The following is a 26123-nucleotide window of genomic DNA, read 5'->3' on the forward strand; positions in this document are numbered from 1 at the left end:
GATTTATGTTGGGGCGGTGAGCGGTTTCGTGCGGGATAGGCAATCGCGTATCTCTACTATTTCATCGCACGCACGACAAGGAGAGGTGCAAGCGCCACCTCTCCTTGACCACTGGCTTGATGGCTAAACTACGCCGCCGACACCCTTTTCTAAGCTGCCTATACGGCAGTGCACCACCCAGAACTCCTGATACTTAACGGTTCCAATTTCTAAGCTGCCTATACGGCAGTGCACATCGAAATGAATGCGCTTCTTGAAGTAGGCGATTTCTAAGCTGCCTATACGGCAGTGCACTGCGTCCAACCATATCCGATAGTCCACACCCCTTTCTAAGCTGCCTATACGGCAGTGCACCGACTCAGCAACCTGCCCCCAAACGTCAGCATTTTCTAAGCTGCCTATACGGCAGTGCACCGAATCCGTTACCGCTTGCGCGATGGTCAATTTTTCTAAGCTGCCTATACGGCAGTGCACCGTCTCCAGGCGTTCCTGCTCGGCACTGGTCATTTCTAAGCTGCCTATACGGCAGTGCACGATGATGCGCCGAATCCGATCTACATCACCGTTTTCTAAGCTGCCTATACGGCAGTGCACAAACCGTCACCAGTGCGTCGGCGGAATCAGATTTTCTAAGCTGCCTATACGGCAGTGCACGCGGTGGAGAGGTGCGCCGTTATCAGATTGTCTTTCTAAGCTGCCTATACGGCAGTGCACGGTCAGGATGTCGATAATTGACTGACGAATATTTTCTAAGCTGCCTATACGGCAGTGCACCGTAGCAATTTATCGCTTATGGCTTGATGTGAAAAGGAAAAATAGCGTTTTTCCCTGCGAAACCCTTTTTTTAAGTCGTTCTTTATCGTCATTAAAAATCAATGAGTTATAACGGAGTGAAAAAAAAGGGTCAAAACCGGCATCGGTGGAAACGGCGTGCTACAGTGGCGTTTTTGTCAGACAGGCGTGTAAGGAACGTGTATGAAAAAACGATTTTCACTGATGTTGTTATTGGGGCTGGCCGGCAGTGCCGGCGCGGCGTCTCATCTTGACCAGGTGCAGGAACGTGGCGTGCTGAAAGTGTGTACCACCGGCGATTACAAGCCTTACACGTCGCTGCGCGCTGATGGCGATTACGAAGGGATCGACATCGCGATGGCCCGCTCGCTGGCGAAAAGCCTGGGCGTGAAGGTGGAGTGGGTGAAAACCAGTTGGAAAACCCTGATGCCGGATTTCCAGTCCGGTCAGTGCGATATCGCCATGGGCGGGATTTCCGTCACGCTGGAACGCCAGAAAAAAGCCTTTTTCTCCAACCCTCTGGATGTTGACGGCAAGATCCCGTTGGTGCGTTGCGACGACAAAGATAAATACCAGACGGTCGAGCAGATTAACCAGCCGTCGGTGCGGGTGATTGAGCCTGCCGGCGGCACCAACGAAGCCTTTGTTCACGCTTATTTGCCGAAGGCCAGTCTGGCATTGCATGACAATGTGACCATCTTCCAGCAACTGGTGGACAAACAGGCGGACGTGATGATGACCGATGCTTCGGAAGCGTTGTACCAGCAGAAACGTTATCCGCAATTGTGCGCGGTGAACCCCGCCTCGCCGATGCAATATGGTGAGAAAGCCTACATGCTGCCGCGTGACGACCTGAGCTGGAAGTTATATGTGGATCAATGGCTGCATTTGTCCAAATCGACCGGAGAGTACCGGAATATAATTTCTGAATGGTTGGGTAAATCAGAATAAAAGTTTGCTTTTGTTGCGTAATGTAACGTAAATAAATATAGTTAACGGTATATTTTGGGATAATGAACCGTTATTGCGCACCATGAGATACTTTTTACTTATCTTTTGGTGCTTTTTTTGTTCAGTTTTTTTGAGCGCCGTCGGCAAATTAACTCGATTTTAACAGCCTGATAATGGCGCTATTCTGCTTCACATCGAAGGCAAGCACGCCTTCCCAACTCGAATAATGTGAAGAGGCTTACCATGAAATCAATCAAAACCGTTGTTGCCGCTATTGCTCTGGCTACCGTTTCTTTCGGTGCGTTGGCCGCTACCGAAGTGCAATCAGCACAGAGCCGTGTTCAGGGAACCGTATCCGTGACCGGCTATAGCCTGGACGATTTGCAGCATCAACTGGCGGCCAAAGCCGATGCCGCCGGCGCTAAATCTTTCCACATCATCTCCGCCACCGGCGACGATCAGATGCGTGCCGTTGCCGAGCTGTATAACTAATCCTTGAACGCTCAGTGATGGGGTGTTGAGTCACTGATTGTTTAACCGCTGCGCTGATCGCGTCAGCGGTGATGGAGAAAGCCCGAGCCCCGGATGATCCGGGGCTCGGGCTTTTTACGTCGCGGCAATAACCGATAACGCCGGGGTTAGCCGATGTACTCCAGTTGAGTACGGGCGGTCAGGCGGGTAATCAATTCATAGGCGCTGATGCCGTTGTGGGCGGCGATTTTCTCCACCGGCAGCGGCCCGCCCCACAAGATGACCTCATCGCCAACCTTGTCCTGGGCGTCTGGTCCCAGATCGACGGTGATCATGTCCATCGACACCCGTCCGGACAGCGGAACCTCGCGACCGTTGATGCACACCGGGGTGCCGCTTTTCGCATCGCGCGGGTAGCCGTCGCCGTAGCCGATGGCGATCACACCGAGGCGGGTGTCGCGCGGGCTGCTCCAGGTGCTGCCGTATCCCACCGGCTCGCCGGCAGGGTGCTCGCGGACTGCGATCAGACGTGAGGTTAACGTCATCGCCGGTTTAAGCTGCCATTGGCTGGCGTCGCCTTCGGCCAGCGGCGAGACGCCGTACTGGATAATGCCGGGGCGGATTTGGTCGCGGTGGGCCTGCGGCCACAGCAAAATCCCGCCGGAGGCGGCGATCGACTGGCGGCCCGGCTTGCCCCGTGCAAAGGCGTCGAAACAGTCGAGCTGGCGTTGGGTGGTGTCTGTTTGTGGTTCATCCGCACGGCAAAAGTGGCTCATGATATTCACCGGCTGCACCACGTTGGTGCAGCGGCTGAGCCGGGCATAAAACGCTTCGGCCTGTTGCGGCAGCACGCCGAGACGGTGCATACCGGTATCGAGCTTCATCCATACCGTCAGCGGATGCGGCAGGTGCGCCTGTTCCAGCGCGGCGAGCTGTTCTTCACAGTGTACGGCGGTTTCCAACTGATGTTCGGCCAGCAACGGCAACTCATCGGCTGCGAAGAAGCCTTCCAGCAGCAGGATGGGTTTGGTGATGCCGGCGGCGCGCAGCGCCAGCGCTTCGCTGAGGCGGGAGACGCCATAACCGTCGGCATCGGAAAAAGCGCGGGCGGCTTCTACCGCGCCGTGCCCGTAAGCGTTGGCTTTGACGATGGCGATCAGCCGGCTTTGCGGCGCCATCTGCCGGATACGTTGCAGGTTATGGCGTAAAGCCTGACGATCAATGACGGCGGTTGCCGTTTTCATTCTGAGTCCTTAGTGCGTGTATGTATTATCGACGGTGATGGATTTGTCCGCGTGGTTTATGCATCATCGTAGTTTATTCATCATCATATTGTGGCCCGGCGTAATTGTCGAAACGCGACCACTGCCCGTTAAAGGTCAGGCGAACGGTGCCGATCGGCCCGTTACGCTGCTTCCCTAGAATGATTTCCGCGATGCCTTTCAGATCGCTGTTTTCGTGATAAACCTCATCACGGTAGATAAACATGATCAGGTCGGCGTCCTGCTCGATGGAGCCGGATTCACGCAAGTCCGAGTTGACCGGACGTTTATCCGCGCGCTGTTCCAGACTGCGGTTAAGCTGCGACAGCGCGATGACCGGTACTTGCAATTCTTTTGCCAACGCTTTGAGTGAACGGGAAATTTCGGCGATTTCCAGCGTTCGGTTATCCGACAACGACGGTACCCGCATCAACTGTAGGTAGTCGATCATGATCAGGCTCAGGCCGTCGTGTTCGCGGAACACCCGGCGCGCACGCGAGCGCACTTCGGTCGGCGTCAGGCCGGATGAATCGTCGATGTACATGTTGCGTTTTTCCAGCAGCAATCCCATGGTGCTGGAGATACGCGCCCAATCCTCGTCGTCGAGCTGGCCGGTACGAATGCGGGTCTGGTCCACGCGCGACAGCGACGCCAGCATACGCATCATGATCTGCTCGCCGGGCATCTCCAGACTGAAGATCAGCACCGGTTTTTCCTGCGTCATGGCGGCGTTTTCGCACAGGTTCATGGCGAAGGTGGTTTTCCCCATGGAAGGACGCGCCGCCACGATAATCAGGTCGGATTTCTGCAAGCCGGCGGTTTTCTTGTCCAGATCCTGATAACCGCTGGAAACGCCGGTAACGCCGTCGTGCGGGCGCTGATAAAGCTGCTCGATGCGTGAAACGGTGTCTTCCAGAATGCGGTCGATGCTTTTGGGGCCTTCATCTTTGCTGGCGCGGTTTTCCGCTATCTGAAACACGCGCGATTCGGCCAGGTCCAGCAGATCTTCGCTGCTGCGGCCCTGCGGGTCGTAGCCGGCGTCGGCGATTTCGTTGGCGACGGCGATCATTTCACGCACCACCGCACGTTCACGCACGATGTCGGCATAAGCGCCGATATTGGCGGCGCTGGGGGTGTTTTTGGCTAATTCCGCCAGATAGGCGAACCCGCCGGCGGATTCCAGCTCGCCTTTTTGCTCCAGCGACTCCGACAGGGTGATCAGGTCGATGGGTTTGCTCATTTCCAGCAAACGCTGCATCTCGTTGAAGATCATCCGGTGGGCGCGGTTGAAAAAGTCATTGGCACTGACGCGCTCGGCAACGTTGTCCCAGCGCTCGTTGTCGAGCATCAATCCCCCTAGCACCGACTGCTCCGCTTCGATGGAATGGGGCGGGAGTTTGAGCCCTTCTACCTGACGGTCGCGGAATTCTGCTGGTTTAGTTGGTTTTTTTTCTGCCATGAAACGCGTTCTTTACCGGTTGATTTACCTTAAGGGGTGGGAGCATTGTATATCCTAATACAGGAATGACATATCGTCCGATAACATCACCGGGCAGACAAAATAGAGCGAGGAGAGAATCATGGCTAAACGTATTCAGTTCAGCGACCACGGCGGTCCTGGTGTGCTGGAGTATGTGGATTATACGCCGCGTGAGCCGGGTCTTAACGATGTGCAGGTAGAAAACCGCGCCATCGGCATCAATTTCATCGATACCTATTTTCGTTCCGGGTTGTACTCGCCGCCATCGCTGCCTTCAGGTCTGGGCACGGAAGCGGCCGGGGTGGTGATAAAAGTCGGGGCGAGTGTCAAACACCTGAAAGTGGGCGATCGCGTCGTGTATGCCCAGTCGGCGCTGGGGGCGTACAGCGAGCGGCATAACGTGCCGGCGGATAAGGCGGCGCTGTTGCCGGATAACATCAGTTTTGAGCAGGCGGCCGCGTCGTTCCTGAAAGGGCTGACGGTGTATTACCTGCTGCGCCAGACCTATGAAGTCAAGCCGGGCGAGGTGTTTTTATTCCACGCGGCGGCCGGCGGCGTCGGGCTTATCGCCTGCCAATGGGCGAAGGCGCTGGGGGCGAAACTGATCGGTACCGTCGGTTCCGACCAGAAAGCAGAACTGGCGAAACAGGCGGGGGCCTGGGCTACCATTAACTACCGCAAGGAAGATATCGCCCAGCGGGTGATGGAATTGACGCGTGAAGAGAAAGTCTCGGTGGTGTATGACTCTGTCGGCAAGGATACCTGGGAAGCTTCGCTGAACTGTCTGAAGCGGCGCGGGTTAATGGTCAGCTTCGGCAATGCGTCCGGCCCGGTAACCGGGGTGAATCTCGGCATCCTCAACCAGAAAGGATCGCTGTACGTAACCCGGCCGTCGTTGTTCAGCTACATTACGAGCCGCGAGGAGCTGGAGCACGCCAGCCGCGAGCTGTTTGGGCTGATTGCCGGCGGCGCTATCAATGTGGATGTACCGGAGAGCCAGAAATTTGCGCTGGAAGATGCGCAGTCTGCCCATCGGGCGCTGGAAAGCCGCAGTACGCAAGGGTCATGCCTGCTGATTCCCGGCTCCGCGTCATGATGCAATAAGCGTTAAAACATCGGAACGTGCGCCTTACCCGGCATGACCAGGCTGGGAAAGGCGCCCCCGCTTAACCTCCCGGTTTCCCCGGCGGTGTCTCACTTGTTAACAAAAAAGCCGTAGCAGACTGTTTGTTTTTTCATCATCCATCGCTACCATCTGGCCGAGATTCAGGCTTTGCCTGCTGTTCTTGTCGATAACATCCAACATCATGCCTGCAAAAACCGGGCACCGGTTTTTGCCGCCGTCTACTGCGGCGTCGTTATGTCGTTCCTTGTTGTTTTCTTTATCTCTTTGGGATCCCGATAGCGGCTTTTTCACTGGTTATGTATCACCTGAACAAGGAAGGATATCGCGTATGAAATCGATCAAACGACTGCCGACGCCCCCGACCAGGGGCCTCCTCGGGCATGTTGAGTATTTAAAGCGGCATGACGTCCACTTACAGTTGTTGCGATGGAAAGAGCATTACGGCCCTTTTTACCGTTTGAGGCTGGGATGGAAACCGGCGATGGTGATCGCGGATGCGGAGTGGATTCGTACCATCATGAAGGCCCGCCCCGATGAGTTTCGACGCAGAAGCAGTATTGAATCGGTGTTTCAGGAAGCCGGGTTGAACGGTGTTTTTTCTTCCGAGGGCGCCCGATGGGAGCATCAGCGGAAACTGACGGAGCCGATGTTCCAGCCGGCGCATCTGAAATATTTCTACCCGAGTCTCAGGAAGATCACCGCGCGCTTATCCGAACGTTTCGCCAGGCTGGCGCAAACCGGGGAGGTGTTTTCGCTGGTGGATGAGTTTAAGCGCTATACGGTGGATGTAACGTCGTTGCTGGCCTTCGGTGAGGACATCAACATTCTCGAGCAGGGAGAAAATCCGCTGTCGCAAAGTTTACGCCGCATGTTTCCCGTCATTAATCAGCGCTGTGGATCTCCCATTCCGCTCTGGCGCTATATCAGGAGAGAGCGGGACAAGCAGTTTGATGCCAGCCTGAGCCTGATTCGTGAGCGCCTTTACGCCTTTATTGATCATCAGCGTGAACGCCTTGAGCAGAACCCGCAACTTACCGATGCCCCTGAAAATATGCTGCAAATTATGATTAACGAGCAGAAAAAAGACGGGTCGCTGACAGATGAAGACATTCTGGCGAATGCGTTCACGTTGCTGCTGGCGGGGGAAGATACCACCGCCAATACGCTGGCCTGGATGAGTTTTCTGCTTTGCTCGTCACCGTCAATGGAGGCGCAGGTTGTTGAGGAATGCCGCCAGGCGACTGAAGATTCTGGGGGCGTGTTGCCGTGGCCTTTACCCCGGATGCCGGTGCTCACCGCCGTGATGTATGAAGCCATGCGACTGAAACCGGTGGCGCCACTGCTTTACCTTGAGCCGGTGAAGGACACCGTGATTGCTGATTTCTTTATCCGGAAAGGGACGTATCTGTTTCTGATGCTACATGCGAATGGATTTGATGAGACGTTATTTCAGCAACCTCGCGATTTTATGCCTGAACGCTGGCTTGAGCGCGGGCAGGCGTCGTTTTCCGACCTTCAGCCGTTTGGCGGCGGCCCGCGCATGTGCCCAGGGCGGTCGCTGGCGTTAATGGAAATCAAGCTGGGGTTTCATGCGCTATGCAGCCAGTTTCGCGTTGAGGCGCAACAGCCGGCGTCGGACGTTATCGAGAGTTTTGCCTTCACCATGACCCCGGCCGGTTTTCGCGTAAGGCTGCATAAACGCCCGTAGACGGCGACGTTAACGGCAGAATAAGAAAGCATGGGCGTTACCGGGGAGGTGTTGTGGTAAACCGAGTTGAAATAATACCGGCTCGTTAAGAGCCGGTATTATTCCGCCGGCGGTTTTGCCATCAGCCTAATTTCATCAACTGTATGTAGGGTACAGTGGGGAGCCGTCAGGAGAGTGCCGCTGGGCGGCTATTGTTTTCCTGACGATGATGAAAGGGTGTGTCCGGCTGCCTGCAACACAGCGAACCGGACGATGGGCGGCATGTTAGCAGCCTCAGTAAAGAAAAAATATTTACTGGCGCACAGTTTGGTGTTTAGAACCTGTCCGCCGAACATTCATCGTTTGACCTGCGCTAATGCGCGTTCCACCACCGCGGCATCGGCACCGGGTTTGTGGGCATTTTCACTCAGATAACGCCGCCACTGACGTGCGCCGGGTATGCCCTGAAACAGACCGAGCATATGACGCGTGATGTGGCCTAACGAAGCGCCGCCGGAGAGTTCGCGTTCGATATACGGGTACATCGCCTGCACTACCGCCACCTGATCCGGCACCGCACGGTCGACGCCAAACAGTTCGCTGTCGACCTGCGCCAGCATACCGGGATTTTGGTAGGCTTCGCGGCCTACCATCACGCCATCCACGTGTTGCAGATGCTGCTGCGCGTCGGCCAACGTTTTGATGCCGCCGTTAATCGCCACCGTCAGCGACGGAAAATCGCGTTTAAGCTGGTAGACACGCGGATAATCCAGCGGCGGGATCTCGCGGTTTTCCTTCGGGCTCAGGCCGGAAAGCCAGGCTTTGCGGGCATGCACGATAAAAGTATCGCAGCTACCCTGTTCGGACACTGTGCGGATGAAATCGCATAAAAATTCGTAGCTGTCCTGATCGTCGATGCCGATACGGGTTTTCACCGTCACCGGAATGCCGACACGTTCGCGCATGGCGGCGACGCAGTCGGCCACCAGTTGCGCTTCCGCCATCAGGCAGGCGCCGAAACGGCCGTTTTGCACCCGGTCGGACGGGCAACCGACGTTGAGGTTGATTTCGTCATAACCGCGTTGTTCCGCCAGTAGCGCGCACTGCGCCAGTGCTGCCGGGTCGCTGCCGCCGAGTTGCAATGCCAGCGGATGCTCTTCGTCGCTGTAGGCCAGATAATCGCCCTTGCCGTGCAAAATTGCACCGGTGGTCACCATCTCGGTGTACAACAACGCGTGCTGACTCAGCAACCGGTGAAAGTAGCGGCAGTGGCGGTCAGTCCAATCCAACATCGGGGCGATGGAGAATCTCTGACGGTGGGCAGGCTTGACGGATACGGTCTCAGCGCCTGATTTCACCGGGTTTTCACTGATGGGTTTTTGAGTCATTTACGGGTGTTTCCAGACAGGTGTTGATTAAATCGTCCCCCTCGCTGCTCCGGGCGGCGGCACGCCTCTCGGTCGTTATGGCGGGTGACTAGATAAAAACGTCACGTCGGCAAAGGCGCAAAACGCTATGGCCGTACCATCAGGGAATATACAGGCGAAGCGGTAGTATATACCCAAAATAATTCGAGTTGCAGGACAACACGCTCACGTGTTGAACAACGCAAAGCGTTGGCCCGTCAGGGCAAGGCTCATTGAGCCTTGTAACGCGGCGACGCAGCGAATCCCCGGGAGCTTACACAAGTAAGTGACCGGGGTGAGTGAGGAAAGTCAACACACCTGCAACGTGAAGTATGATGGGTATAGCGGGAATCCCATTTCTTTGGCAGACCGCGTGGTAACCGGAGAACACGCTCCGCGCCATCGCATCCCCTTACCAATCGGATGCGAGGCAGGCTCAGAGTTTCAACGCATCGATGACCATTCTCAGTGCCGGCGACACATTACGGTGGGGGTAGTAGAGGTGTAATCCCGCCAGACGGTGACTGTAACGCTGTAGTACCCGGATCAGTGTCCCTCGTGCCAGATCATCGGCCACCAGTTCCTCGGGGACATACGCCAGCCCCAGCCCCAACCGGGCGGCGGCGACTTCCATATAGCTGTCGGAGAGGACCCATTGCCCTTGCGGCTTGTGCTTCAACGGTTTTCCATCCTGCCAGAGTTCCCAGTGGTAAAGGCTGCCGTCGGCAAGCTGATACGCAATGCAGGGGTGCACCACCAAATCCGCCGGTGTTTGCGGAAAGCCGTAATGGCGAAAGTGATCCGGCGTCGCCACCACGACCATCTCCATATCCGGTGCTATTCGCACCGCAATCATGCCTTCATCGACCTCGGCGCCTAAGCGGATCCCCGCGTCAAACCGTTCGTCAATGATGTTCACAAAACGGCTCTCGCTGATGAGCTCCAACTGAATATCCGGATAGCGCAACCTGAATGCCGCCAGTTTCGGCAGCAGCACCTTGTCGATGGCATGTTGGCTGGCATTAATACGCACCGTGCCGGAAAGGGTATCGCGGAAATGGGCGAGGGTAGCCAGGCCCAGATCAAGCGAATCAAAACCCGCCAGCGCAGTGCGATACAACTGCTCTCCCGCCTGCGTTAGCGACAGTTTGCGGGTGGTACGGCTTAACAACTGCACGCCCAGACGCGTTTCCAGTTCACGTATGGCGCGACTGACTCCCGATTGCGCCAGCCCAAGCCGGGTGGCGGCTCGGGTGAAACTGCCTTCCCGCGCCACCAGCATAAACAGATAGAGATCGTTGTAGTTTTCTCGATTTGCCATCGTTATGTGCCTTTTTGCATGTAGGGGACATTGATGTCGCTTTCTGTCCGGCATGAGGATTCATAACATAAACACATTAATGTTATCAAATTAACCCCTCTAATCATCACCGTGTGTGCTAACTACAATGCGGTTCGCAGGCTGAAAAATCGCCCGCCCTCCCACCCAGACCACGAACCCATGATGTGTTTTTAAAGGAGCTTTTTCATGAATGTCCTCCCAAAGAAACTGACGGCTATCGCCTCAGCCTTGTTGTTGGGCGCGGTATTGACCGGCGCTTCTTCTATGAGCTATGCAGACAGCAGCAACCCTAATGAACCTGTTTCTATGGTGACTCAGTGGGATAAAACCTTTGCGCAAAGCAGCAAGGTTGATCACCGCAAGGTCACGTTTCAAAACCGATACGGCATTACGCTGGTCGGCGATCTCTATCTCCCGAAAGACAGGGGCGACCGTAAACTGGCGGCCATCGCCCTGAGCGGGCCGTTCGGCGCCGTAAAAGAACAATCAAGCGGCCTGTACGCGCAAACCCTCGCCGAGCGCGGTTTTGTCACGCTGGCGTTTGACCCTTCCTACACCGGTGAAAGCGGCGGTAGCCCGCGTAATGTCGCCTCTCCCGACATCAACACCGAAGACTTCAGCGCCGCCGTTGATTTTCTCGGCCTGCAAAAAGAAGTCGACCGTAACCGTATCGGTTTGCTCGGTATCTGCGGTTGGGGTGGTATGGCGTTGAATGCGGCCGCTGCCGATACGCGCGTGAAAGCGGTCGCCACCAGCGTGATGTACGACATGAGCCGGGCGATGGGGCACGGTGTCGGCGATGGTAAAGATCGCTACACCACCGCTGACCGCCGCGCCGTGTTGCAATACCTCAATGAGCAGCGCTGGAAAGATGCGGAAAGCGGCACCTTTGCTCATGCTTCTCACGATATCTATGTCGATAAAGACGGGAAAGTCACCGCTGGTGAGCGCATCTTGCCGGAAACATTACCCGCGAACCCACATCCGGTGCTCAAAGAGTTTTTCGATTACTACCGCGTGCCTCGTGGCTTCCATGAGCGCTCCGTGAACTCAACCGGTGCCTGGACAGCGACGACGCCTATCTCGTTTATGAATATGCCGCTGCTGAGCTATGCCGGCGAAATCACCATTCCGACCTTGATAGTCACCGGTGAAAACGCCCACTCGCGTTATTTTGCCGAGGATGCTTTCAAGGCCGTTGGCAGCAAGCAGAAGGAGTTGGTGGTGGTGCCCGGCGCCAATCATGTGGACTTGTACGACAATCAGGCCGGCAAGATCCCGTTCGCCAGGTTTGAGCAGTTCTTTAAAAGCAATCTGAAGTAAGGCCGGTTCGGGGCGGCGGGGGAATTCCCGCCGCTTGGTTATCGCGTCCGATACCCGGTTTTGTCTGCCGTGGGTGATTCCCTTGCAGGAGTGATTCCCTTGCAGGAGTGAGAGTGATGATTTTCTCTGCACGCAACACGATGGCGGTGTTTCTGTTGGCCATTGTCGCGCTGATTACCGTGGCGGGCGTGTTTATCCGTTCGTCTGAGGCGAGCACCGGCGCGGTAGCCGCCGACGTGCGCTACCGTATCGATAACCCGACGGTGAAAGACACCATGAAAATCAAGATGACCCTGGCCGGCCAGACGCTTATCGCCACGCTGGAAGAGAGCCCGAGCGCCAGAGATTTTTTCTCCATGCTGCCGCTGACGCTGACGCTGGAGGACTATGCCGGCACCGAGAAGATTGCCTATCTGCCGCGAAAATTAACCACGCAAGGGGCGCCCAAAGGCATCGACCCCGACGTCGGCTATCTGACTTATTACGCGCCATGGGGAAACCTGGCCATTTTCTATCGAGATTTCGGCTATTCAACCGGGCTGATCAAATTAGGGCGAATCGAGTCGGGCATAGCGCATCTGACCGCTCACCCTTCCGCGACCGTCACCGTTGAAGCCGTCAAGTGACGCCACATCCAGGGTTTTTTAGTTTCAGGTAATGTTATGACTCCTTCTCGTTTATCGCCGGATGCCTCCGGCTCTGTTGCGGCGGGCACCGGGCGGTGGTCCGCCGTTGGCGCCATGTCGCTGTGCGTGGCGTTGCTGATCGCCGCCGAGTTTATGCCCGTTAGCCTGTTGACGCCGATCGCCGACGATCTGGGGGCCAGCGACGGCATGGCGGGCCTCGCTATCTCGATTTCGGGCCTGTTCGCCGTGCCGACGAGCCTGATGATTGCCTCGCTTTGCCGCACACTGGACAGACGCCACGTGCTGATGGGGTTAGCGACGTTGATGTTACTGTCGCTGGTGGTGATCGCGCTGAGCCCCAATTTTGCGGTGCTGATGGTGGCGCGGGCATTGCTCGGCATGGTCATCGGCGGGTTTTGGGCGCTGGCCGCCGCCACGATTATGCGTCTGGTTCCGGCTGAAGCCGTCCCGAAGGCGCTGGGTATCATGTATACCGGGAACGCGGTGGCGACGGCGTTTGCCGCGCCGATCGGCAGCTATCTGGGCGGCATCATCGGCTGGCGCGGGGTATTCTGGCTGTTGGTGCCGCTGGTGGCCGTCAACCTGTTGTGGATAGCTGGCAGCGTGCCGTCTATGCGTTCGACGTCACGGCCGGAGAATCCCTTTCGGTTGATGCGGCGGCCCCATGTGCTCTTCGCCATGATGGGCGTGATGCTGACCTTCGCCGGTGCCTTTAGCGCCTTTACCTATTTTCGGCCTTTTTTGGAAACCTACACCCACGTGAGCCTGCCGCAGTTATCCTCGCTGCTGCTCGCACTGGGTCTGGCCGGTTTTGTCGGCACCACGGCAGTCAGCCTGATGTTGAGCCGGCATCTCTATCGGATGTTGCGCTGGTTGCCGCTGGTGCTGGCGGTGATGACACTCGGTCTGCTGGCCGTCGGGCACCTTTTCTGGAGCGTGGCGCTGGTATTGGTGCTCTGGGGGACGTTGAATTCGGCGATCCCGGTCGCCTGGTCGGCCTGGATCACCCAGGGCATTGAGGATTCCCCCGACAGCGGCGGCGGATTAATTATTGCCGCGATTCAACTGGCGATTACGCTGGGCGCGGCGCTGGGCGGCTGGCTGCTGGATTCGCTTTCTATCAGCGCGACGTTTATGGGCAGCGCTTTGCTGCTGGTCGCGGCGTCGCTGGTGGTCGGAAACGGCGGGCGGCTCAAGCCCGCTTCGGTGAGCGGTTGACTGGCGCCGTATTTTCCACGATGGCGTTGCCGTCAGGTTTGCATACCGCCGGGTTAGGCGGTGTAGACATAATCATTCAGCGTGTGCAGCGGCACATGGAGCGCGTTATCGCCGGCGAATGCCGCCGGCAGATAGTCGAGGGTGGCGCGCACCCGCGGCGTCATCAATGTGTTCACTGTCTCACCCGTGCCGGGTAAGCATCAGGATGTGGTGGTGCGTAATCTGGAAAGTCTTTATGGCAGCGACATCAGTCGCTTTGATGTGGCTGCCGAGCAGCAGGCCGCCGGGCAGGCCGACCGTATCGTCTTCCTGTTCCCCATTCACTGGTTCAACCTGACCCCGATGCTCAAAGCCTACCTCAACCAGGTATGGAGTTACGGCTGGGCGTTTGGCTCCGGCTGGAAACTGAAGGGCAAGGAGATGCAACTGGTGGTGACCGCCGGCGCGACGGCATTCACCTATTCGGCTGACGGCATTATCAAAAGCACCATGGACGAGGTATTAACGCCGATGAAAGCCAGCGCCTATTACATCGGCATGAGCTACAACCCGCCGCTGGCGTTCTTTGAGGCGATGGGGAAAAGCCAGAACGAGCTTGGCGAATTCCAGCGCGCTTTTATCGATTGTCTCCATTCGCCGCTGACCTCGCACTAACCGATTCAACACCTCCATTTACGCTTTTTCATGCTATCGGACGGGCGCGCTTGCGCCTGTCTGCTCTTTCCAGCCGCCTGGCGGCCGTTACGGTTTACGCCTCTACGTCGATATACAGCGCATCGTAACGCCAGTATTCGTAGTCGCAGTCGATGATGCGGTCGTGCTGGTCGCGGTTAATGCGGGTGATAAACAGCGCCGGGCTGCCGGGCGCCAGCTTTAGCACCGGCGCGGCGACGCTCGGCAGCGGGGTAGGCAGCATGATGAAACGCACCCGACCATAGCGAATACCGTATTGCGACAGATAGTAGTTGGTGAGCGACTGGGTGAGGTCGCCGCTCAGCAGGTCCGGAAAATAGGCCGGATTGAGGTAGTGTTCCACATACAGCACCGCGCGCCCGTCGAGGCGGCGCAAACGGCGAATACAATAGATTTCCGTCCCTTCCGCCACCTCCAGGTGCCGGGCGACGGCGGTGCCGGCGGGTATCACGCCGGCGTCCAGCACATCGGTTTGCGCCCGGCGACCCTGCTTTTCCGCCATTTCATGAAAGTGACTTCTGTGCAGCGGATTATAGCTAAGCCGCGGCGGCGAGATGAACCAGCCGCGCCGCAACTCGCGGTAGATGATGCCCTGGGATTCCATCAACGTCAGCGCTTCGCGCAGGGTAATGCGCGTGGTGGAAAACTGCTCGCTCAGCGTCCGCTCGGACGGCAGACGGCTGCCGGCGAACTCGCCCTGACGAATCCGCGCTGTTAATGCATCGCCAATCTGGGTGACGGCGGTGGTGGGGTGTTTTGTCATCGCCTGAAAGCCTTAACCTAGTGCAACCTGCACCATAGCAGGGATTGCTGGTCGGGAGAACCTGTTGTCCGCGTTGGGCGACATTCGGCTGCAACGCCGTTGTCATAACGGCGACATAAAAACTTCATCGCCGTGTGATGAATTGGCTTGGTTATTGCTGGACTAGACCAGAATAGCGAACATTTTCTCAATCTGGAGCATGATGATGAAAAAATTGTTGTCTTCCGTATTAATCAGCAGCGCGCTGTTTTCCTCCGTGACCCTGGCGCAGGATCTGGCGGCGCTGGAGAAGGCGGCTCGCGCCGAGGGTGAAGTGAACAGCGTCGGGATGCCGGACAGCTGGGCCAACTGGAAAGACACCTGGAGCGACCTCACCGCCAAATACGGCCTGAAGCACAGCGATACCGACATGTCTTCGGCACAGGAAATCGCCAAATTTGCCGCCGAAAAAGAGAACGCCAGCGCGGATATCGGCGATGTGGGGATCGCTTTCGGCCCGGTGGCGGTGCAGAAAGGCGTCACCCAGCCTTACAAGCCGACCACCTGGGAGCAGGTGCCGAACTGGGCGAAGGACAAAGATGGTCACTGGGCGCTGGCTTATACCGGTTCCATCGCCTTTATCGTTGATAAACAGCAGGTGAAAGAGATTCCGCACAGTTGGGCCGATCTGCTGAAAGGCAAGTATGTGGTTACCATCGGCGACGTCGGCGCGGCGTCTCAGGCTTCCACCGGCGTGCTGGCCGCCAACTACGCGCTGGGCGGCGATGAAAAGAATCTGAAACCGGCGCTGGCGTTTTTCAGCCAGTTGGCGAAGGAAGGGCGTCTGGGGTTGACCAACCCGGCCATCGCCAATATCGAGAAAGGGGAAGTGCAGGTCGGCGTGGTATGGGACTTCAACGGCCTTAATTACCGCGACAAGATCAACAAAGATCGTTTCGACGTGCTGATCCCGTCCGATGGCTCGGTGATCTCCGGCTATACCACCATCATCAACAAATACGCCAGGCACCCGAACGCCGCTAAACTGGCGCGCGAATACATCTTCTCCGACGCCGGCCAGATCAACCTGGCACGCGGCTACGCCCGCCCGATCCGCGCTCAGTACATTACGCTGCCGGATGACGTAAAAGCCAAACTGCTGCCGGAAGCTCAGTACCAGAGCGCCCGTCCGATCGCCGACGGCGAAGCCTGGGACAAGACCGTCAAGATGCTGCCGCGCCTGTGGCAGGAAAACGTCATTATCAATATGAAGCAGTAATTGCGGTCTGGAGTTCGGGATGAAAACGATTCTGGTCATATTGGACGGCCTCTCGTTCCAGGTGGGGCGCGAGGCGATGGGGTATCTGCAGGCGGAATGCGCCGCGGAACGCGGGCAGCTTTATCAACTGGAGTGCGAGCTGCCGTCGCTGTCGCGCCCGCTGTACGAATGCATTCTCACCGGCATCGCGCCGGTGCAAAGCGGCATCGTCCATAACGGCGTGTCCCGGCTGAGCCGCGAGCGCAGTATTTTCCACTATGCCCGCGACGCCGGGCTGACTACCGCGGCGGCGGCTTATCATTGGGTCAGCGAGTTGTATAACCGCACGCCGTTTGACGCCGCGCGGGATCGCCACACGGTCGAGCCGGCGCTGCCCATCCAGTACGGCCACTTTTACCATGACGACAGCTATCCCGACTCCCATCTGTTCGAAGACGCGGAAAGCTTGCGGCTGCGCCATCAGCCGGACTTTCTGCTGATTCACCCGATGAATATCGATGACGCCGGCCACCGCCACGGCCTGTCCACGCCGCAATACCGCAACCGGGCGCGCATGGCGGACGGTTACCTCTCCCACTGGATGCCGCGCTGGCTGGAAGAGGGCTACCAGGTGCTGGTGACGTCCGATCACGGCATGAACGATGATCGTACCCACGGCGGCATTCTGCCGGAGGAACGGCAGGTGCCGTTGTATGTGTTCGGGCGTGGCTTTTCACTGCAACCGGACGCCAACCCGCAACAGACCGAACTGTGCGGCACGGTGTGCCGACTGCTGGGGGTGAAACACGATAAACCCTGGTGCCGGGCGTTGCTCGCCGACGCCGGGATGGAGGCCGACGCGTGAGAAAAAGCTGGCTGGCGGCGCTGATTCTGCTGCCATTCTTTGTGGTGTTTTTCGCGTTCCAGATAGCGCCGCTGATCTGGATTGCGGTCAACAGTTTTTACAGCGAAACCGAAAGCGCCTGGGGGCTGGCGAACTATGTCGATATCCTGACGTCGCCGTTTTACCAGCAGGCGATCCGTTTCTCGCTGGATATTGCTTTCTGGTCCAGCCTGTACGGCCTGGTCATCGCGCTCATCGGCGGTTATTCGCTGCGCCAATTGGGCGAGGGCGGCTTACAGCGCTTCGTGATGGCGTTTTCCAACATGACCAGCAATTTCGCCGGGGTGCCGCTGGCGTTCGCCTTTGTGATCATGCTGGGGCTGAACGGTTTTCTTACTCTGCTGCTGAAGCATTACGGGCTGATTGACGGTTTCAACCTCTATTCGCGGGATGGCCTGATTTTGATTTACACCTATTTTCAGGTCCCGCTGGGTATCCTGTTGCTCTATCCGGCTTTCGACGGCCTGCGCGACGAGTGGCAAGAGTCGGCGGCGTTGCTGGGCGCGAGCCGCTGGCGCTACTGGCTGCACATCGGCATTCCGGTGCTGACGCCGGCGCTGTTGGGCACCTTCGTGATCCTGCTGGCCAACGCGCTGGGGGCGTACGCCACGCTCTATGCGCTCACCACCGGCAACTTCAACGTGGTGCCGATTCGCATTGCGTCGCTGGTTTCCGGCGACATCACGCTCGACCCCAACCTGGGCAGCGCGCTCTCTATGCTGCTGGTACTGCTGATGGCGCTGATTACTGTGGCGCACCAGTGGTTGCTGCGCCGGAGTTATACCTATGCTTCACGATAATCTGCCGCCCGCTAACGGCCTGACCGGAGGACGCCATGTCCCGTTTTGAACAGCGCTACCACCAGATGGTGGTCTGGCTGGTGCTGTTGATCCTGATGTTGCCGCTGCTGGCTACGCTGGGCTACGCGCTGGCCACCGAGTGGGGGGCGACCATTCTGCCGCGCGGCCTGACGCTACGGTGGTTTGTGGAATTGTGGAGCGATGCACGCTTTCTGGCGTCCCTCGGCCACTCGATGTTGATCTGCTTTGGCGCGTTGCTGTTTTCGCTGCTGTTGGTGTTGCCCGCCATGTTCGTGATCGCCTGGGCGTTCCCGCGGCTGGACGCGCTGATGAACGTGCTGATCCTGCTGCCGTTTTCCGTGCCGCCGGTGGTCTCTTCCGTCGGGCTGCTGCAGATGTATTCGTCCGGGCCGCTGGCGATCACCGGAACGCCGTGGATCCTGATCGGCTGCTATTTCACCATCGCGCTGCCGTTTATTTACCGCGCCATCGCCAACAATATGCAGGCGATTAATTTGCAGGAACTGCTGGATGCCGCTCACCTGCTGGGTGCCAGCACCTGGCAGGCCGCGCTGTGGGTAGTGCTGCCCAACCTGCGCAAGGGCGTGATGATCGCCGTGTTGCTGTCGTTCTCGTTTCTGATCGGCGAATTCGTGTTCGCCAATCTGCTGGCCGGCACCAACTATGAAACGTTGCAGGTCTATCTCTACAACAAACGCAACGACAGCGGGCACTTTACCAGTGCGCTGGTGATTTCCTATTTCCTGGTGGTGCTGCTGGTGACCTGGCTGTCTAACTACCTGAACCGAGGACAACGCTGATATGGCCTACCTTGACGTCAAAAATCTCAATAAACACTACGGGCCGACCCGGGTTTTTCACGATATCCATTTTTCGGCGGACGAAGGGGAATTCGTCACCCTGCTGGGGCCGAGCGGCTGCGGCAAATCCACGTTGCTGCGCTGTCTGGCGGGGCTGACCCCGGTGGACAGCGGGCAAATCCTGCTACAGGGCACCGACATCGTGCCGTTGTCGCCGCAGAAGCGCGATATCGGCATGGTGTTCCAGAACTATGCGCTGTTTCCCAATATGACGGTGGAAGGCAATGTTGCGTTCGGCCTGAAGATGCAAAAACTGGCGGCGGAGGCGGTTCGTCAGCGCGTCGCCGACGCACTGGCGCTGGTGGAACTGGGGGATTACGCTCGCCGTTACCCGCATCAGTTGTCCGGCGGGCAGTGTCAACGCGTGGCGCTGGCGCGTTCGCTGGTAACCCGCCCACGCCTGCTGCTGCTCGATGAACCGCTGTCGGCGTTGGATGCCCGCATCCGTCGGCATCTGCGCGAGCAGATTCGCCGCATTCAGCAGGAACTGAATCTGACGGCGATCTTCGTCACCCACGATCAGGAAGAAGCGCTGACCATGTCGGACCGTATCGTCCTGATGAACAAAGGCGAAATCGTCCAGAACGGCGATGCCGAAGCGCTGTATACCCAGCCTGCCAGCCTGTTCGCGGCCAGTTTCATCGGCAGCTACAACCTGTTGAGCCCGGAGGCGGCGATGCAACTGACCGGCGAGCGCTATGCCGGGCAGGTGGCGTTGCGGCCGGAGTCGATTTTGCTGTGCGCACCGGCGCAGGGGATGCCGGGCGAAGTGCTCAGCCATAGCCTGCTGGGCAACGTCGTGCGTTACCGGGTACGGGTGAAGGCGATCGAGCTATCAGTGGACGAACTGAACCGCTCGGTGGCGAGCCTGCGCCCAACTGGCAGCCGGGTCGGGGTGCAGATTGACCTGGGCGCGCTGCGTGAGGTGGCGTAACGGGGGATTTTCTTGCCGTTTTTCTGCCACTCGAACGATGTAGGGTATGAAGATCAACTGAATGAGAAGCTGGGCAGTACGTTGCCCTTCTTAAGCGTTAGTCCTTATAACGTTGTGGTTAGCCCCGGTCTGGTACTGCAATACTTTTTTGGATGGACGCGATTTTCAGGTGACTTTGGGGAGGGGCTGATCTGTTTGCACAATTTAATCTCAGGACTGAAGTATGTTGATTGCTAACCATGACCAGTGAAATCTAGTAAATTCTCGACTTTTCAGATTGGTATAGCCTCGTCGCTGTGCAAATTGTTGGAGGAAACGGTGGCGAATACAGGGATGAGTCTGGGATACTTGCTTTAAAAAATTGGTCCATTGGAAAGTTCAATGATCAGGATTGAGCCTAGATTTGATAGTAAGGGTTTAATGGAGAAAAAGGATAGTAATGATGAATAAACGGAATTTGATCGCAAAAGCAGGACTCTCCAGGAGAGAGTTGCTTGTTCTCAAAAAAAATTATATGACTACTAAAGAGAATCCTTACAGAAAAAGTCGGAATGTAAAAGCCGCAGAGTCATTGCGGGAGTATATTTTTTTAACAGCATATTCATGCTGGGACGGAATCGTGATTACCATTGCTTTATGTCTTTTTTTTGCAATAGGTGATTATCTAGAAGATAAATTTTTGATGAAAAGCTTAAAGGTTTTTTCCTTTCTTTTTATTGTAATGATGATTTGTTTTATTAAAAGTAAAAACGTATTTTTCAAGATTAGCATGAAAATGACTCTGAAATTGATGTTTCTCAGAGTCATGCTATTGTTTTATCCGATGGAATAATCCAGTGCTTGAAACATTCCATTTTTAGTGAATGAATGCTAATTTTTACTATAGATGTAATTTCCGTCCTTGAATTCGGCGTAAACTTTTCTGGCCGAATTACCGACCATATACATTTTCATCAGGTTGTTTGCTGATGAAAATTTAGAAATATGATCTTTATTCACGTAGTAGAATAGTTTTATAGTTCTTGGGCTATCCATAAAATCTCTGGATACAAGGCGGTTTGGATTTTCAAATAGTACTGGTGTTCTGAATGCAGCGTATAAGGTTAATGAAAGATCTCCTGCGCTATAAAGTAAATCACCATCATCGTTGTTATACCCAAAAGAATTTGTAATATATCTATATATATTTCTTAATGTGCCAGATTTATGTATTCCATCATTAAATAACGGAGATGCCGCTTCGTACATATTATTAGCGCCGTGCGCTATTAGTAAAACGCCAAAAGATTTAAAATGTTTTATATGGAACGTTTTTCCAAACTGATTTAGTTTATACCCTGCAAATGTCTGGAATCCGCCTGATACTACACCTGATGCGATTTTTGCATATTTTAGTACACCCTGATCTTCAAATATGTCGGTAACAATATATTTTATATAATCGCCTGTTCTTAATCTCTGATACTCTTTTTCTGTGGATTCTCGTTCTTTTCTTATCTCTTCTAAAATAGCATTCTGTTCGTTAAGCTCTGATGTGGAAGAGGTGATTTTTACGCGGAGTGTATTAATGAAATCATCTATTTCTTTAATATACTCCATGCGAATAGTTTTATCTTCAATGAAAAAAGAAGATGCAAGAAGAGCGATCCTTCTCAGTCGCTCACTCTCATCATAAAATCCATATAGCAAGGCTGCTGCTGTCATATCAGTACTCTACATTATTCCATAATATATAAGAGCTGGTACGGGCAACAACGTGTTCCCATTCTATTGATGCAAATTTGAAAGAAACATTCTCTTGTGGTTGCATCTCATTATTCGTTAATGAATTGGGATAAAAAAAGCGAAGGTCCGTAATGACGGCATCACTCAGTTTAACTTTGAAATAAAGTTCATTACCACCAGATAGAGAAGTCCGGTAAAAAAGAAATTCACATTTCAGCTTTTCATTATCGTTTAGTGCCTGAGCCAGAAGTGGTGTGGATTTATCTACAGGCTTCCTGATTTCTACAGGGTGTAAAGATACATTCTCTACCCTTGTTACCTGATTTATCAGTTCATAGACGAAGATTTCGTCTTCGTGTGCCGACTGGTATTTATTACCGATAGAATCTGCGGTCGAACATCCGGCAGATATAAGCCCCTGCTTCTCACCCGTAAGCTTCAAATAAATAATATTTGCCATATCAATCCCTCGCTGTGTCCATGCGTTTTCACAAAATCCATCACCTTGTGAGGGTAAGGTTTCTACATATATTATCAGGGGAGTCAACAGTAAGCATTTCTCAGCCGATTAACTGGATTGAGGTTGCGAAAGCGCTTTCCTTTCGTCAAGTCTATTTTGGGTCAGAGATTGTGCGCCAGCCAACGCTGTAACCGCACGGGAAATTTTTCGGCGAAGGCGATTAACTGTTCGGTGAATTGCGCCGCCAAAGCCGACGACGGGCGGTGCAGCGGGCGGATCAGGCTGACGGTGAACGGAACGTCGAGGCTAAAACGCCGAACGACCACGCCGCTGTCGGCGTAATCCACCGCCGTCAACGGGTTAACGATGGAGACGCCCACGCCGGCGCGTACCATGGCGCATACGGAGGCGGCGCTGTGGGTTTCCACCACCATGCGTCGGGCAATGCGGCGTTCCTGGAACAGAGGGTCCAGCAGTTGCCGGTAGCTGTCGGTGCTGGAGAGGCTGATAAACGGCTGGCCGCGAAAATCTTCCGGCGTCAGCGTTGGTTTGTCCGCCAGCGGGTGCCCGGCCGGCAGCACGCACACTTCGTTGAGCTGCATCAGCGTCTGCCGTTCGGTGCCGGCCGGCGTGGTGGTGGTTTCGGTCAGCCCCAGATCGTGGCGCTGGGCCGACAGCCACTCCTCCAACAGCGGCGACTCCTGTGGAATGACGTGCAAGTTGAGTTCGGGATAGCTTGCCAGCAGCGGCCGACAAACCGCGGGTAGCAGCGACTGCGAGAACACCGGCAGACAGGCGATGGAGAGCTGCGCCTGCCGATAGTGGCGGATGTCCTCCGCCGCGCTGACGATGCGATCCAATCCGTAATAAGAGCGCTGTACTTCTTCAAACAGTTGCAACCCCTGGGTGGTGGGATACAGGCGCCCGCGCACGCGCTCGAACAGCGGTATCTGCACCAGATGTTCGAACCTTGCCAGCTCGCGGCTGACGGTGGGCTGCGAGGTGTTAAGCAGCGCCGCCGCTTCCGTCAGGTTGCCGGTGGTCATCACCGCGTGAAAAATCTCAATGTGGCGCAGGGAGACGGCGGTCATAGGCGGTTCATTCCATATCAAAAATGAATAGAGTCTGCGAAAAAGGATATTGGAATTATAGTCTGTGGGCCAGCACAATGCAGGTATCTGATAACGTCTCGGTAATATATCCATGCCACACGATCTGAATGACCTTTCTCATGCACTGAACGTGCAGAGCCTGCGCGCGCTGCCGGAGCGCTTCGGCTGCCCGCTGTGGGCCTACGACGCCGACACCATCATTGAACGTATCGGTCAACTGCGCCAGTTCGATACCATTCGTTTCGCGCAGAAAGCCTGTTCCAACCTGCATATTCTGGCGCTGATGCGTCAGCAGGGCGTGAAGGTGGATTCGGTGTCGCTTGGCGAAATCGAACGTGCGCTGGCGGCCGGGTTTGAGCCAGGCACCGACGCGCACGAGATCGTGTTTACCGCCGATGTGCTGGACGACGCCACGCTGCAACGGGTACATGAGCTGAACATTCCGGTGAACGCCGGTTCCATCGACATGTTGCATCAACTGGGCGAGCGTTCGCCGGGTCACCCGGTGTGGCTGCGCATTAATCCGGGGTTTGGTCATGGCCACAGCCAGAAGACCAACACCGGCGGCGAAAACAGTAAACACGGTATTTGGTATGCCGATTTACCGCAGGCGCTGGAGGCGTTGAGCCGTTACCGCCTGAAATTGATCGGCATCCATATGCATATCGGTTCCGGTGTTGATTACCGGCATCTGGAGCAGGTATGCGATGCGATGGTGCAGCAGGTGCTGGCGGTGGGACAGGATCTGGAGGCGATCTCCGCCGGCGGCGGGTTGTCGATTCCGTACCGCCACGGTGGCGAACGTATCGATACCCAGCACTATTATGGATTGTGGAACCGGGCGCGGGAGCAAATTGCCGGGCACTTAGGGCATCCGGTGACGCTGGAAATCGAGCCGGGACGTTTTCTGGTGGCGGAATCCGGCGTGCTGGTGGCGCAGGTGCGTGTGGTGAAAGACATGGGTAGCCGCCATTTTGTGTTGGTGGACGCGGGTTTCAACGACCTGATGCGCCCGGCGATGTACGGCAGCTATCACCACATTACGCTGCTGCCGGGCGACGGGCGTGACCTGAGCCAGTCCGCGTTGCACGATACGGTGGTGGCGGGGCCGCTGTGTGAATCCGGCGATGTGTTTACCCAGCAGGCGGGGGGCGGAGTGGAAACGCTGGCGTTGCCGGCGGCGCAAGTGGGCGATTATCTGGTGTTCCATGATACCGGTGCCTACGGTGCGTCGATGTCGTCCAACTACAACAGCCGCCCGCTGATCGCCGAAGTGCTGTTTGAACAAGGTCAGCCGCGCTTGATCCGCCGTCGTCAGACGCTGGACGAACTGCTGGCGCTGGAGCGGGTGTAACCGCCCCGTGCGGATTCAGTGCGCGTAAGGCCCTTTCACCACCGATGCGCGCAGTTTCAGTTCGCCGGTAAACGGGGCGATAGGGGTGACGGGGTCGCCCTCGCACAATTTCAGCGCCTGCGAGATAGCGGCGCTGATCATCTCTTCGATCGGTAAATAGACGGTGGACAGCGCCGGGCTGAGATAAGGGGCGCTGGGGATGTCGTCAAAGCCGAACAGCGATACCTCTTGCGGCAGCCGTTTGCCGGCTTCAAGCAGCGTTTTCATGGCGCCGATGCACATATCGTCGTTGCTGACGAAGAGGGCGCTGAAGCCGACGTCATGCGCCAGCAGCTCACGCACCGCCTGATAACCGCCTGGCACCAGATTGTCGCCGTTCACTACCCGCAACGGATCATAGGGTATCTGATGGTGTTCCAGCGCCTGCCGGTAACCCGCCAGACGCGCGCGGGCGGTCGGCGTGTTGATGGGGCCGGTAATACAGGCGATTTCGCGGTGACCTTGCTGTACCAGATAATCGACCAACTGAAACACCGCCTGCTGTTGTTCAAACCAGACGCAGCGGTCAGGCGCCATCGGCAGGTGGCGGTTAATCACCACGATCGGTACTGTGGATTGTTCCAGCAACCCCATCAACGCCGCATCGGACATATGGCGGGTATACAGCACAATGGCATCGCAACGGCGATCGGCCAGTAGCTGTACCGCCTGCTGTTCGTCTTCCGGCGTATCGTGGCCGTCGGTGACGATCAGGTGCTTGCCGCTGATTTCGGTGCGTTCCGCCGCCCGGCGCAGCAAGCGGCCAAAATAAGGGCCGTCGAAATTGGACACTACCAGCCCGAGGCTGTTTGAGCTACGCTGCGCCAGCGAGCGCGCCAGAAAGTTGGGGCGATAGCCCAGCTCTTCCATCGCTTTGAACACGGCATCACGCGTACTTTGCTTCACCTGACCTGTACCGTTCAGCACCCGTGATACCGTGGCTTTGGATACACCGGCGTGCTTTGCCACGTCAAGCATGGTCATCATCGTTTGCACCTTCCCTGTTTTATCGAAGTCAGTCACAGCGTTGTTATCAATAATTAGTCACATACTAGCACACAGGAACGACGTCGGTGGGTGACGTACAGCATGTTGCGCGCCGACACCATCAGGCTGATGGGCGGCCGAACAGTTCCTTGCGCAGCAATACCATTTCTTGTGCCAGATCCCGACATAGCATGGCGGTCATCAGATGATCCTGCGCGTGTACCATGATTAGATTGACCGGTACTTTGCCTTCGCCTTCATCCAGCCCGATCAGCCGAGTCTGGATCAGGTGGGCCGCTTTCGCCGCCTCCTGCGAGGCCAGTAGTTGTGCGTCGGCCTGCGCCCAGTCCTGCGCTCGGGCGGCCTGAATCGCCATCATGGCGCTGGAACGGGCTTCGCCGGCGTTGATCAGCAGTTCCATCACGGTCTGTTCCATATCCAATTCCATCTCAGTGTCCTCTTGGTATGCCAAAATTGGTGTTTTTTATGTTATTGGAATTCCAATATTGTCTTGTGAGAACAATGTCAC

Annotated in this window: 27 protein-coding genes and 1 CRISPR repeat array; of the genes, 15 read left to right on the forward strand and 12 right to left on the reverse strand. The window is 56.2% G+C overall.

Features of this window, described 5'->3' with window-relative positions:
- Positions 1-146 precede the first annotated feature (146 nt).
- A CRISPR array of direct repeats spans positions 147-774; the repeat unit is 28 nt; unit sequence TTTCTAAGCTGCCTATACGGCAGTGCAC.
- 201 nt (positions 775-975) lie between these two features.
- Both DCH402_RS03480 and bhsA read left to right on the forward strand, forming a co-directional pair.
- Entirely contained in the window at positions 976-1743 is a 768-nt protein-coding gene (locus DCH402_RS03480) for a transporter substrate-binding domain-containing protein (RefSeq protein ID WP_039999716.1), read from the forward strand.
- Positions 1744-1986: 243 nt separating this feature from the next.
- Positions 1987-2235, forward strand: coding sequence for a multiple stress resistance protein BhsA (gene bhsA, locus DCH402_RS03485; RefSeq protein ID WP_027710965.1), 249 nt, complete (start codon positions 1987-1989; stop codon positions 2233-2235).
- Positions 2236-2381: 146 nt separating this feature from the next.
- On the opposite strand, the gene alr is transcribed toward bhsA, so the two are convergent.
- Complete coding sequence (alr, locus tag DCH402_RS03490) at positions 2382-3458, reverse strand: alanine racemase (protein ID WP_039999717.1); 1077 nt, start codon at positions 3456-3458, stop codon at positions 2382-2384.
- Positions 3459-3531: 73 nt separating this feature from the next.
- Entirely contained in the window at positions 3532-4935 is a 1404-nt protein-coding gene (dnaB, locus tag DCH402_RS03495) for a replicative DNA helicase (RefSeq protein ID WP_039999718.1), read from the reverse strand.
- A 121-nt stretch (positions 4936-5056) separates the two neighbouring features.
- On the opposite strand from dnaB, the gene DCH402_RS03500 reads away from it, so the two are divergent.
- Positions 5057-6052, forward strand: coding sequence for a quinone oxidoreductase (locus tag DCH402_RS03500; RefSeq protein WP_039999720.1), 996 nt, complete (start codon positions 5057-5059; stop codon positions 6050-6052).
- A gap of 105 nt (positions 6053-6157) precedes the next feature.
- Here DCH402_RS03500 and DCH402_RS03505 read toward each other — a convergent pair whose 3' ends face one another.
- Positions 6158-6373 carry a hypothetical protein gene (locus DCH402_RS03505; RefSeq protein ID WP_039999722.1) on the reverse strand — a complete coding sequence of 72 codons (216 nt, stop codon included), beginning with the start codon at positions 6371-6373 and terminating at the stop codon, positions 6158-6160.
- Positions 6374-6410: 37 nt separating this feature from the next.
- Between DCH402_RS03505 and DCH402_RS03510 the strand changes: the two genes are divergently transcribed.
- On the forward strand, positions 6411-7790 hold the full coding sequence (locus DCH402_RS03510) for a cytochrome P450 (RefSeq protein ID WP_039999724.1): 1380 nt from the start codon (positions 6411-6413) through the stop codon (positions 7788-7790).
- Positions 7791-8125: 335 nt separating this feature from the next.
- Here the strand turns inward: DCH402_RS03510 and dusA are convergent, their stop codons facing one another.
- Both dusA and DCH402_RS03520 read right to left on the reverse strand, forming a co-directional pair.
- A complete protein-coding gene (gene dusA / locus DCH402_RS03515; RefSeq protein ID WP_039999726.1) occupies positions 8126-9157 on the reverse strand; it encodes a tRNA dihydrouridine(20/20a) synthase DusA in 1032 nt (343 codons plus the stop codon).
- A 454-nt stretch (positions 9158-9611) separates the two neighbouring features.
- Positions 9612-10496 carry a LysR family transcriptional regulator gene (locus DCH402_RS03520; protein WP_039999728.1) on the reverse strand — a complete coding sequence of 295 codons (885 nt, stop codon included), beginning with the start codon at positions 10494-10496 and terminating at the stop codon, positions 9612-9614.
- 207 nt (positions 10497-10703) lie between these two features.
- Between DCH402_RS03520 and DCH402_RS03525 the strand changes: the two genes are divergently transcribed.
- The 3 genes from DCH402_RS03525 (at position 10704) to DCH402_RS03535 (ending at position 13705) form a co-directional block, all read left to right on the forward strand.
- The gene (locus DCH402_RS03525) at positions 10704-11840 is read left to right on the forward strand and encodes an alpha/beta hydrolase (protein WP_039999730.1); all 1137 of its coding nucleotides are present in this window, start codon (positions 10704-10706) and stop codon (positions 11838-11840) included.
- 116 nt (positions 11841-11956) lie between these two features.
- Positions 11957-12466, forward strand: a complete 510-nt coding sequence (locus tag DCH402_RS03530; RefSeq protein WP_200864876.1) for a cyclophilin-like fold protein — start codon at positions 11957-11959, stop codon at positions 12464-12466.
- A 36-nt stretch (positions 12467-12502) separates the two neighbouring features.
- Positions 12503-13705 (forward strand): MFS transporter, encoded by a 1203-nt coding sequence (locus DCH402_RS03535; RefSeq protein WP_039999732.1) that lies wholly within the window; start codon positions 12503-12505, stop codon positions 13703-13705.
- Positions 13706-13758: 53 nt separating this feature from the next.
- Here DCH402_RS03535 and DCH402_RS23235 read toward each other — a convergent pair whose 3' ends face one another.
- Positions 13759-13881 (reverse strand): hypothetical protein, encoded by a 123-nt coding sequence (locus DCH402_RS23235; RefSeq protein ID WP_264085373.1) that lies wholly within the window; start codon positions 13879-13881, stop codon positions 13759-13761.
- Here DCH402_RS23235 and DCH402_RS03540 point away from each other — a divergent pair.
- Positions 13874-14359, forward strand: coding sequence for an NAD(P)H-dependent oxidoreductase (locus tag DCH402_RS03540; protein ID WP_233276317.1), 486 nt, complete (start codon positions 13874-13876; stop codon positions 14357-14359). The two genes, DCH402_RS23235 and DCH402_RS03540, sit on opposite strands and share 8 nt — an antisense overlap.
- A gap of 94 nt (positions 14360-14453) precedes the next feature.
- On the opposite strand, the gene DCH402_RS03545 is transcribed toward DCH402_RS03540, so the two are convergent.
- Entirely contained in the window at positions 14454-15161 is a 708-nt protein-coding gene (locus DCH402_RS03545; RefSeq protein WP_039999734.1) for a UTRA domain-containing protein, read from the reverse strand.
- Between the two features lie 205 nt (positions 15162-15366).
- Between DCH402_RS03545 and DCH402_RS03550 the strand changes: the two genes are divergently transcribed.
- From DCH402_RS03550 to DCH402_RS03575, 6 genes are all read left to right on the forward strand, one after another.
- The gene (locus DCH402_RS03550) at positions 15367-16419 is read left to right on the forward strand and encodes an ABC transporter substrate-binding protein (protein WP_039999736.1); all 1053 of its coding nucleotides are present in this window, start codon (positions 15367-15369) and stop codon (positions 16417-16419) included.
- Positions 16420-16438: 19 nt separating this feature from the next.
- On the forward strand, positions 16439-17263 hold the full coding sequence (locus DCH402_RS03555) for an alkaline phosphatase family protein (protein WP_039999738.1): 825 nt from the start codon (positions 16439-16441) through the stop codon (positions 17261-17263).
- Positions 17260-18102, forward strand: a complete 843-nt coding sequence (locus DCH402_RS03560) for an ABC transporter permease (protein WP_039999739.1) — start codon at positions 17260-17262, stop codon at positions 18100-18102. The genes DCH402_RS03555 and DCH402_RS03560 overlap by 4 nt, the downstream gene beginning before the upstream one ends.
- A gap of 35 nt (positions 18103-18137) precedes the next feature.
- Complete coding sequence (locus DCH402_RS03565; RefSeq protein ID WP_012768489.1) at positions 18138-18923, forward strand: ABC transporter permease; 786 nt, start codon at positions 18138-18140, stop codon at positions 18921-18923.
- A 1-nt stretch (position 18924) separates the two neighbouring features.
- Positions 18925-19917, forward strand: coding sequence for an ABC transporter ATP-binding protein (locus DCH402_RS03570; RefSeq protein WP_039999740.1), 993 nt, complete (start codon positions 18925-18927; stop codon positions 19915-19917).
- Positions 19918-20356: 439 nt separating this feature from the next.
- A complete protein-coding gene (locus DCH402_RS03575) occupies positions 20357-20749 on the forward strand; it encodes a hypothetical protein (protein WP_152486892.1) in 393 nt (130 codons plus the stop codon).
- A 38-nt stretch (positions 20750-20787) separates the two neighbouring features.
- Here DCH402_RS03575 and DCH402_RS20715 read toward each other — a convergent pair whose 3' ends face one another.
- The 3 genes from DCH402_RS20715 to DCH402_RS03590 all read right to left on the reverse strand — a co-directional run bounded on the left by DCH402_RS20715 (position 20788) and on the right by DCH402_RS03590 (position 23193).
- Positions 20788-21621 carry a DUF4225 domain-containing protein gene (locus tag DCH402_RS20715; RefSeq protein ID WP_050583253.1) on the reverse strand — a complete coding sequence of 278 codons (834 nt, stop codon included), beginning with the start codon at positions 21619-21621 and terminating at the stop codon, positions 20788-20790.
- 1 nt (position 21622) lies between these two features.
- Positions 21623-22102: an Hcp family type VI secretion system effector gene (locus tag DCH402_RS03585; protein ID WP_039999742.1), complete on the reverse strand. Its 480-nt coding sequence runs from the start codon at positions 22100-22102 to the stop codon at positions 21623-21625.
- 161 nt (positions 22103-22263) lie between these two features.
- Entirely contained in the window at positions 22264-23193 is a 930-nt protein-coding gene (locus DCH402_RS03590) for a LysR family transcriptional regulator (protein WP_039999743.1), read from the reverse strand.
- A gap of 112 nt (positions 23194-23305) precedes the next feature.
- On the opposite strand from DCH402_RS03590, the gene lysA reads away from it, so the two are divergent.
- A complete protein-coding gene (lysA, locus tag DCH402_RS03595; RefSeq protein ID WP_039999745.1) occupies positions 23306-24568 on the forward strand; it encodes a diaminopimelate decarboxylase in 1263 nt (420 codons plus the stop codon).
- A 15-nt stretch (positions 24569-24583) separates the two neighbouring features.
- Here the strand turns inward: lysA and DCH402_RS03600 are convergent, their stop codons facing one another.
- Both DCH402_RS03600 and DCH402_RS03605 read right to left on the reverse strand, forming a co-directional pair.
- Entirely contained in the window at positions 24584-25594 is a 1011-nt protein-coding gene (locus tag DCH402_RS03600) for a LacI family DNA-binding transcriptional regulator (protein WP_039999746.1), read from the reverse strand.
- 121 nt (positions 25595-25715) lie between these two features.
- Positions 25716-26042: a PTS lactose/cellobiose transporter subunit IIA gene (locus DCH402_RS03605; protein WP_039999748.1), complete on the reverse strand. Its 327-nt coding sequence runs from the start codon at positions 26040-26042 to the stop codon at positions 25716-25718.
- Positions 26043-26123 lie beyond the last annotated feature (81 nt).

It is taken from the genome of Dickeya chrysanthemi NCPPB 402 (assembly GCF_000406105.1).
In the GTDB taxonomy this organism is placed as follows: Bacteria; Pseudomonadota; Gammaproteobacteria; order Enterobacterales; family Enterobacteriaceae; genus Dickeya; species Dickeya chrysanthemi.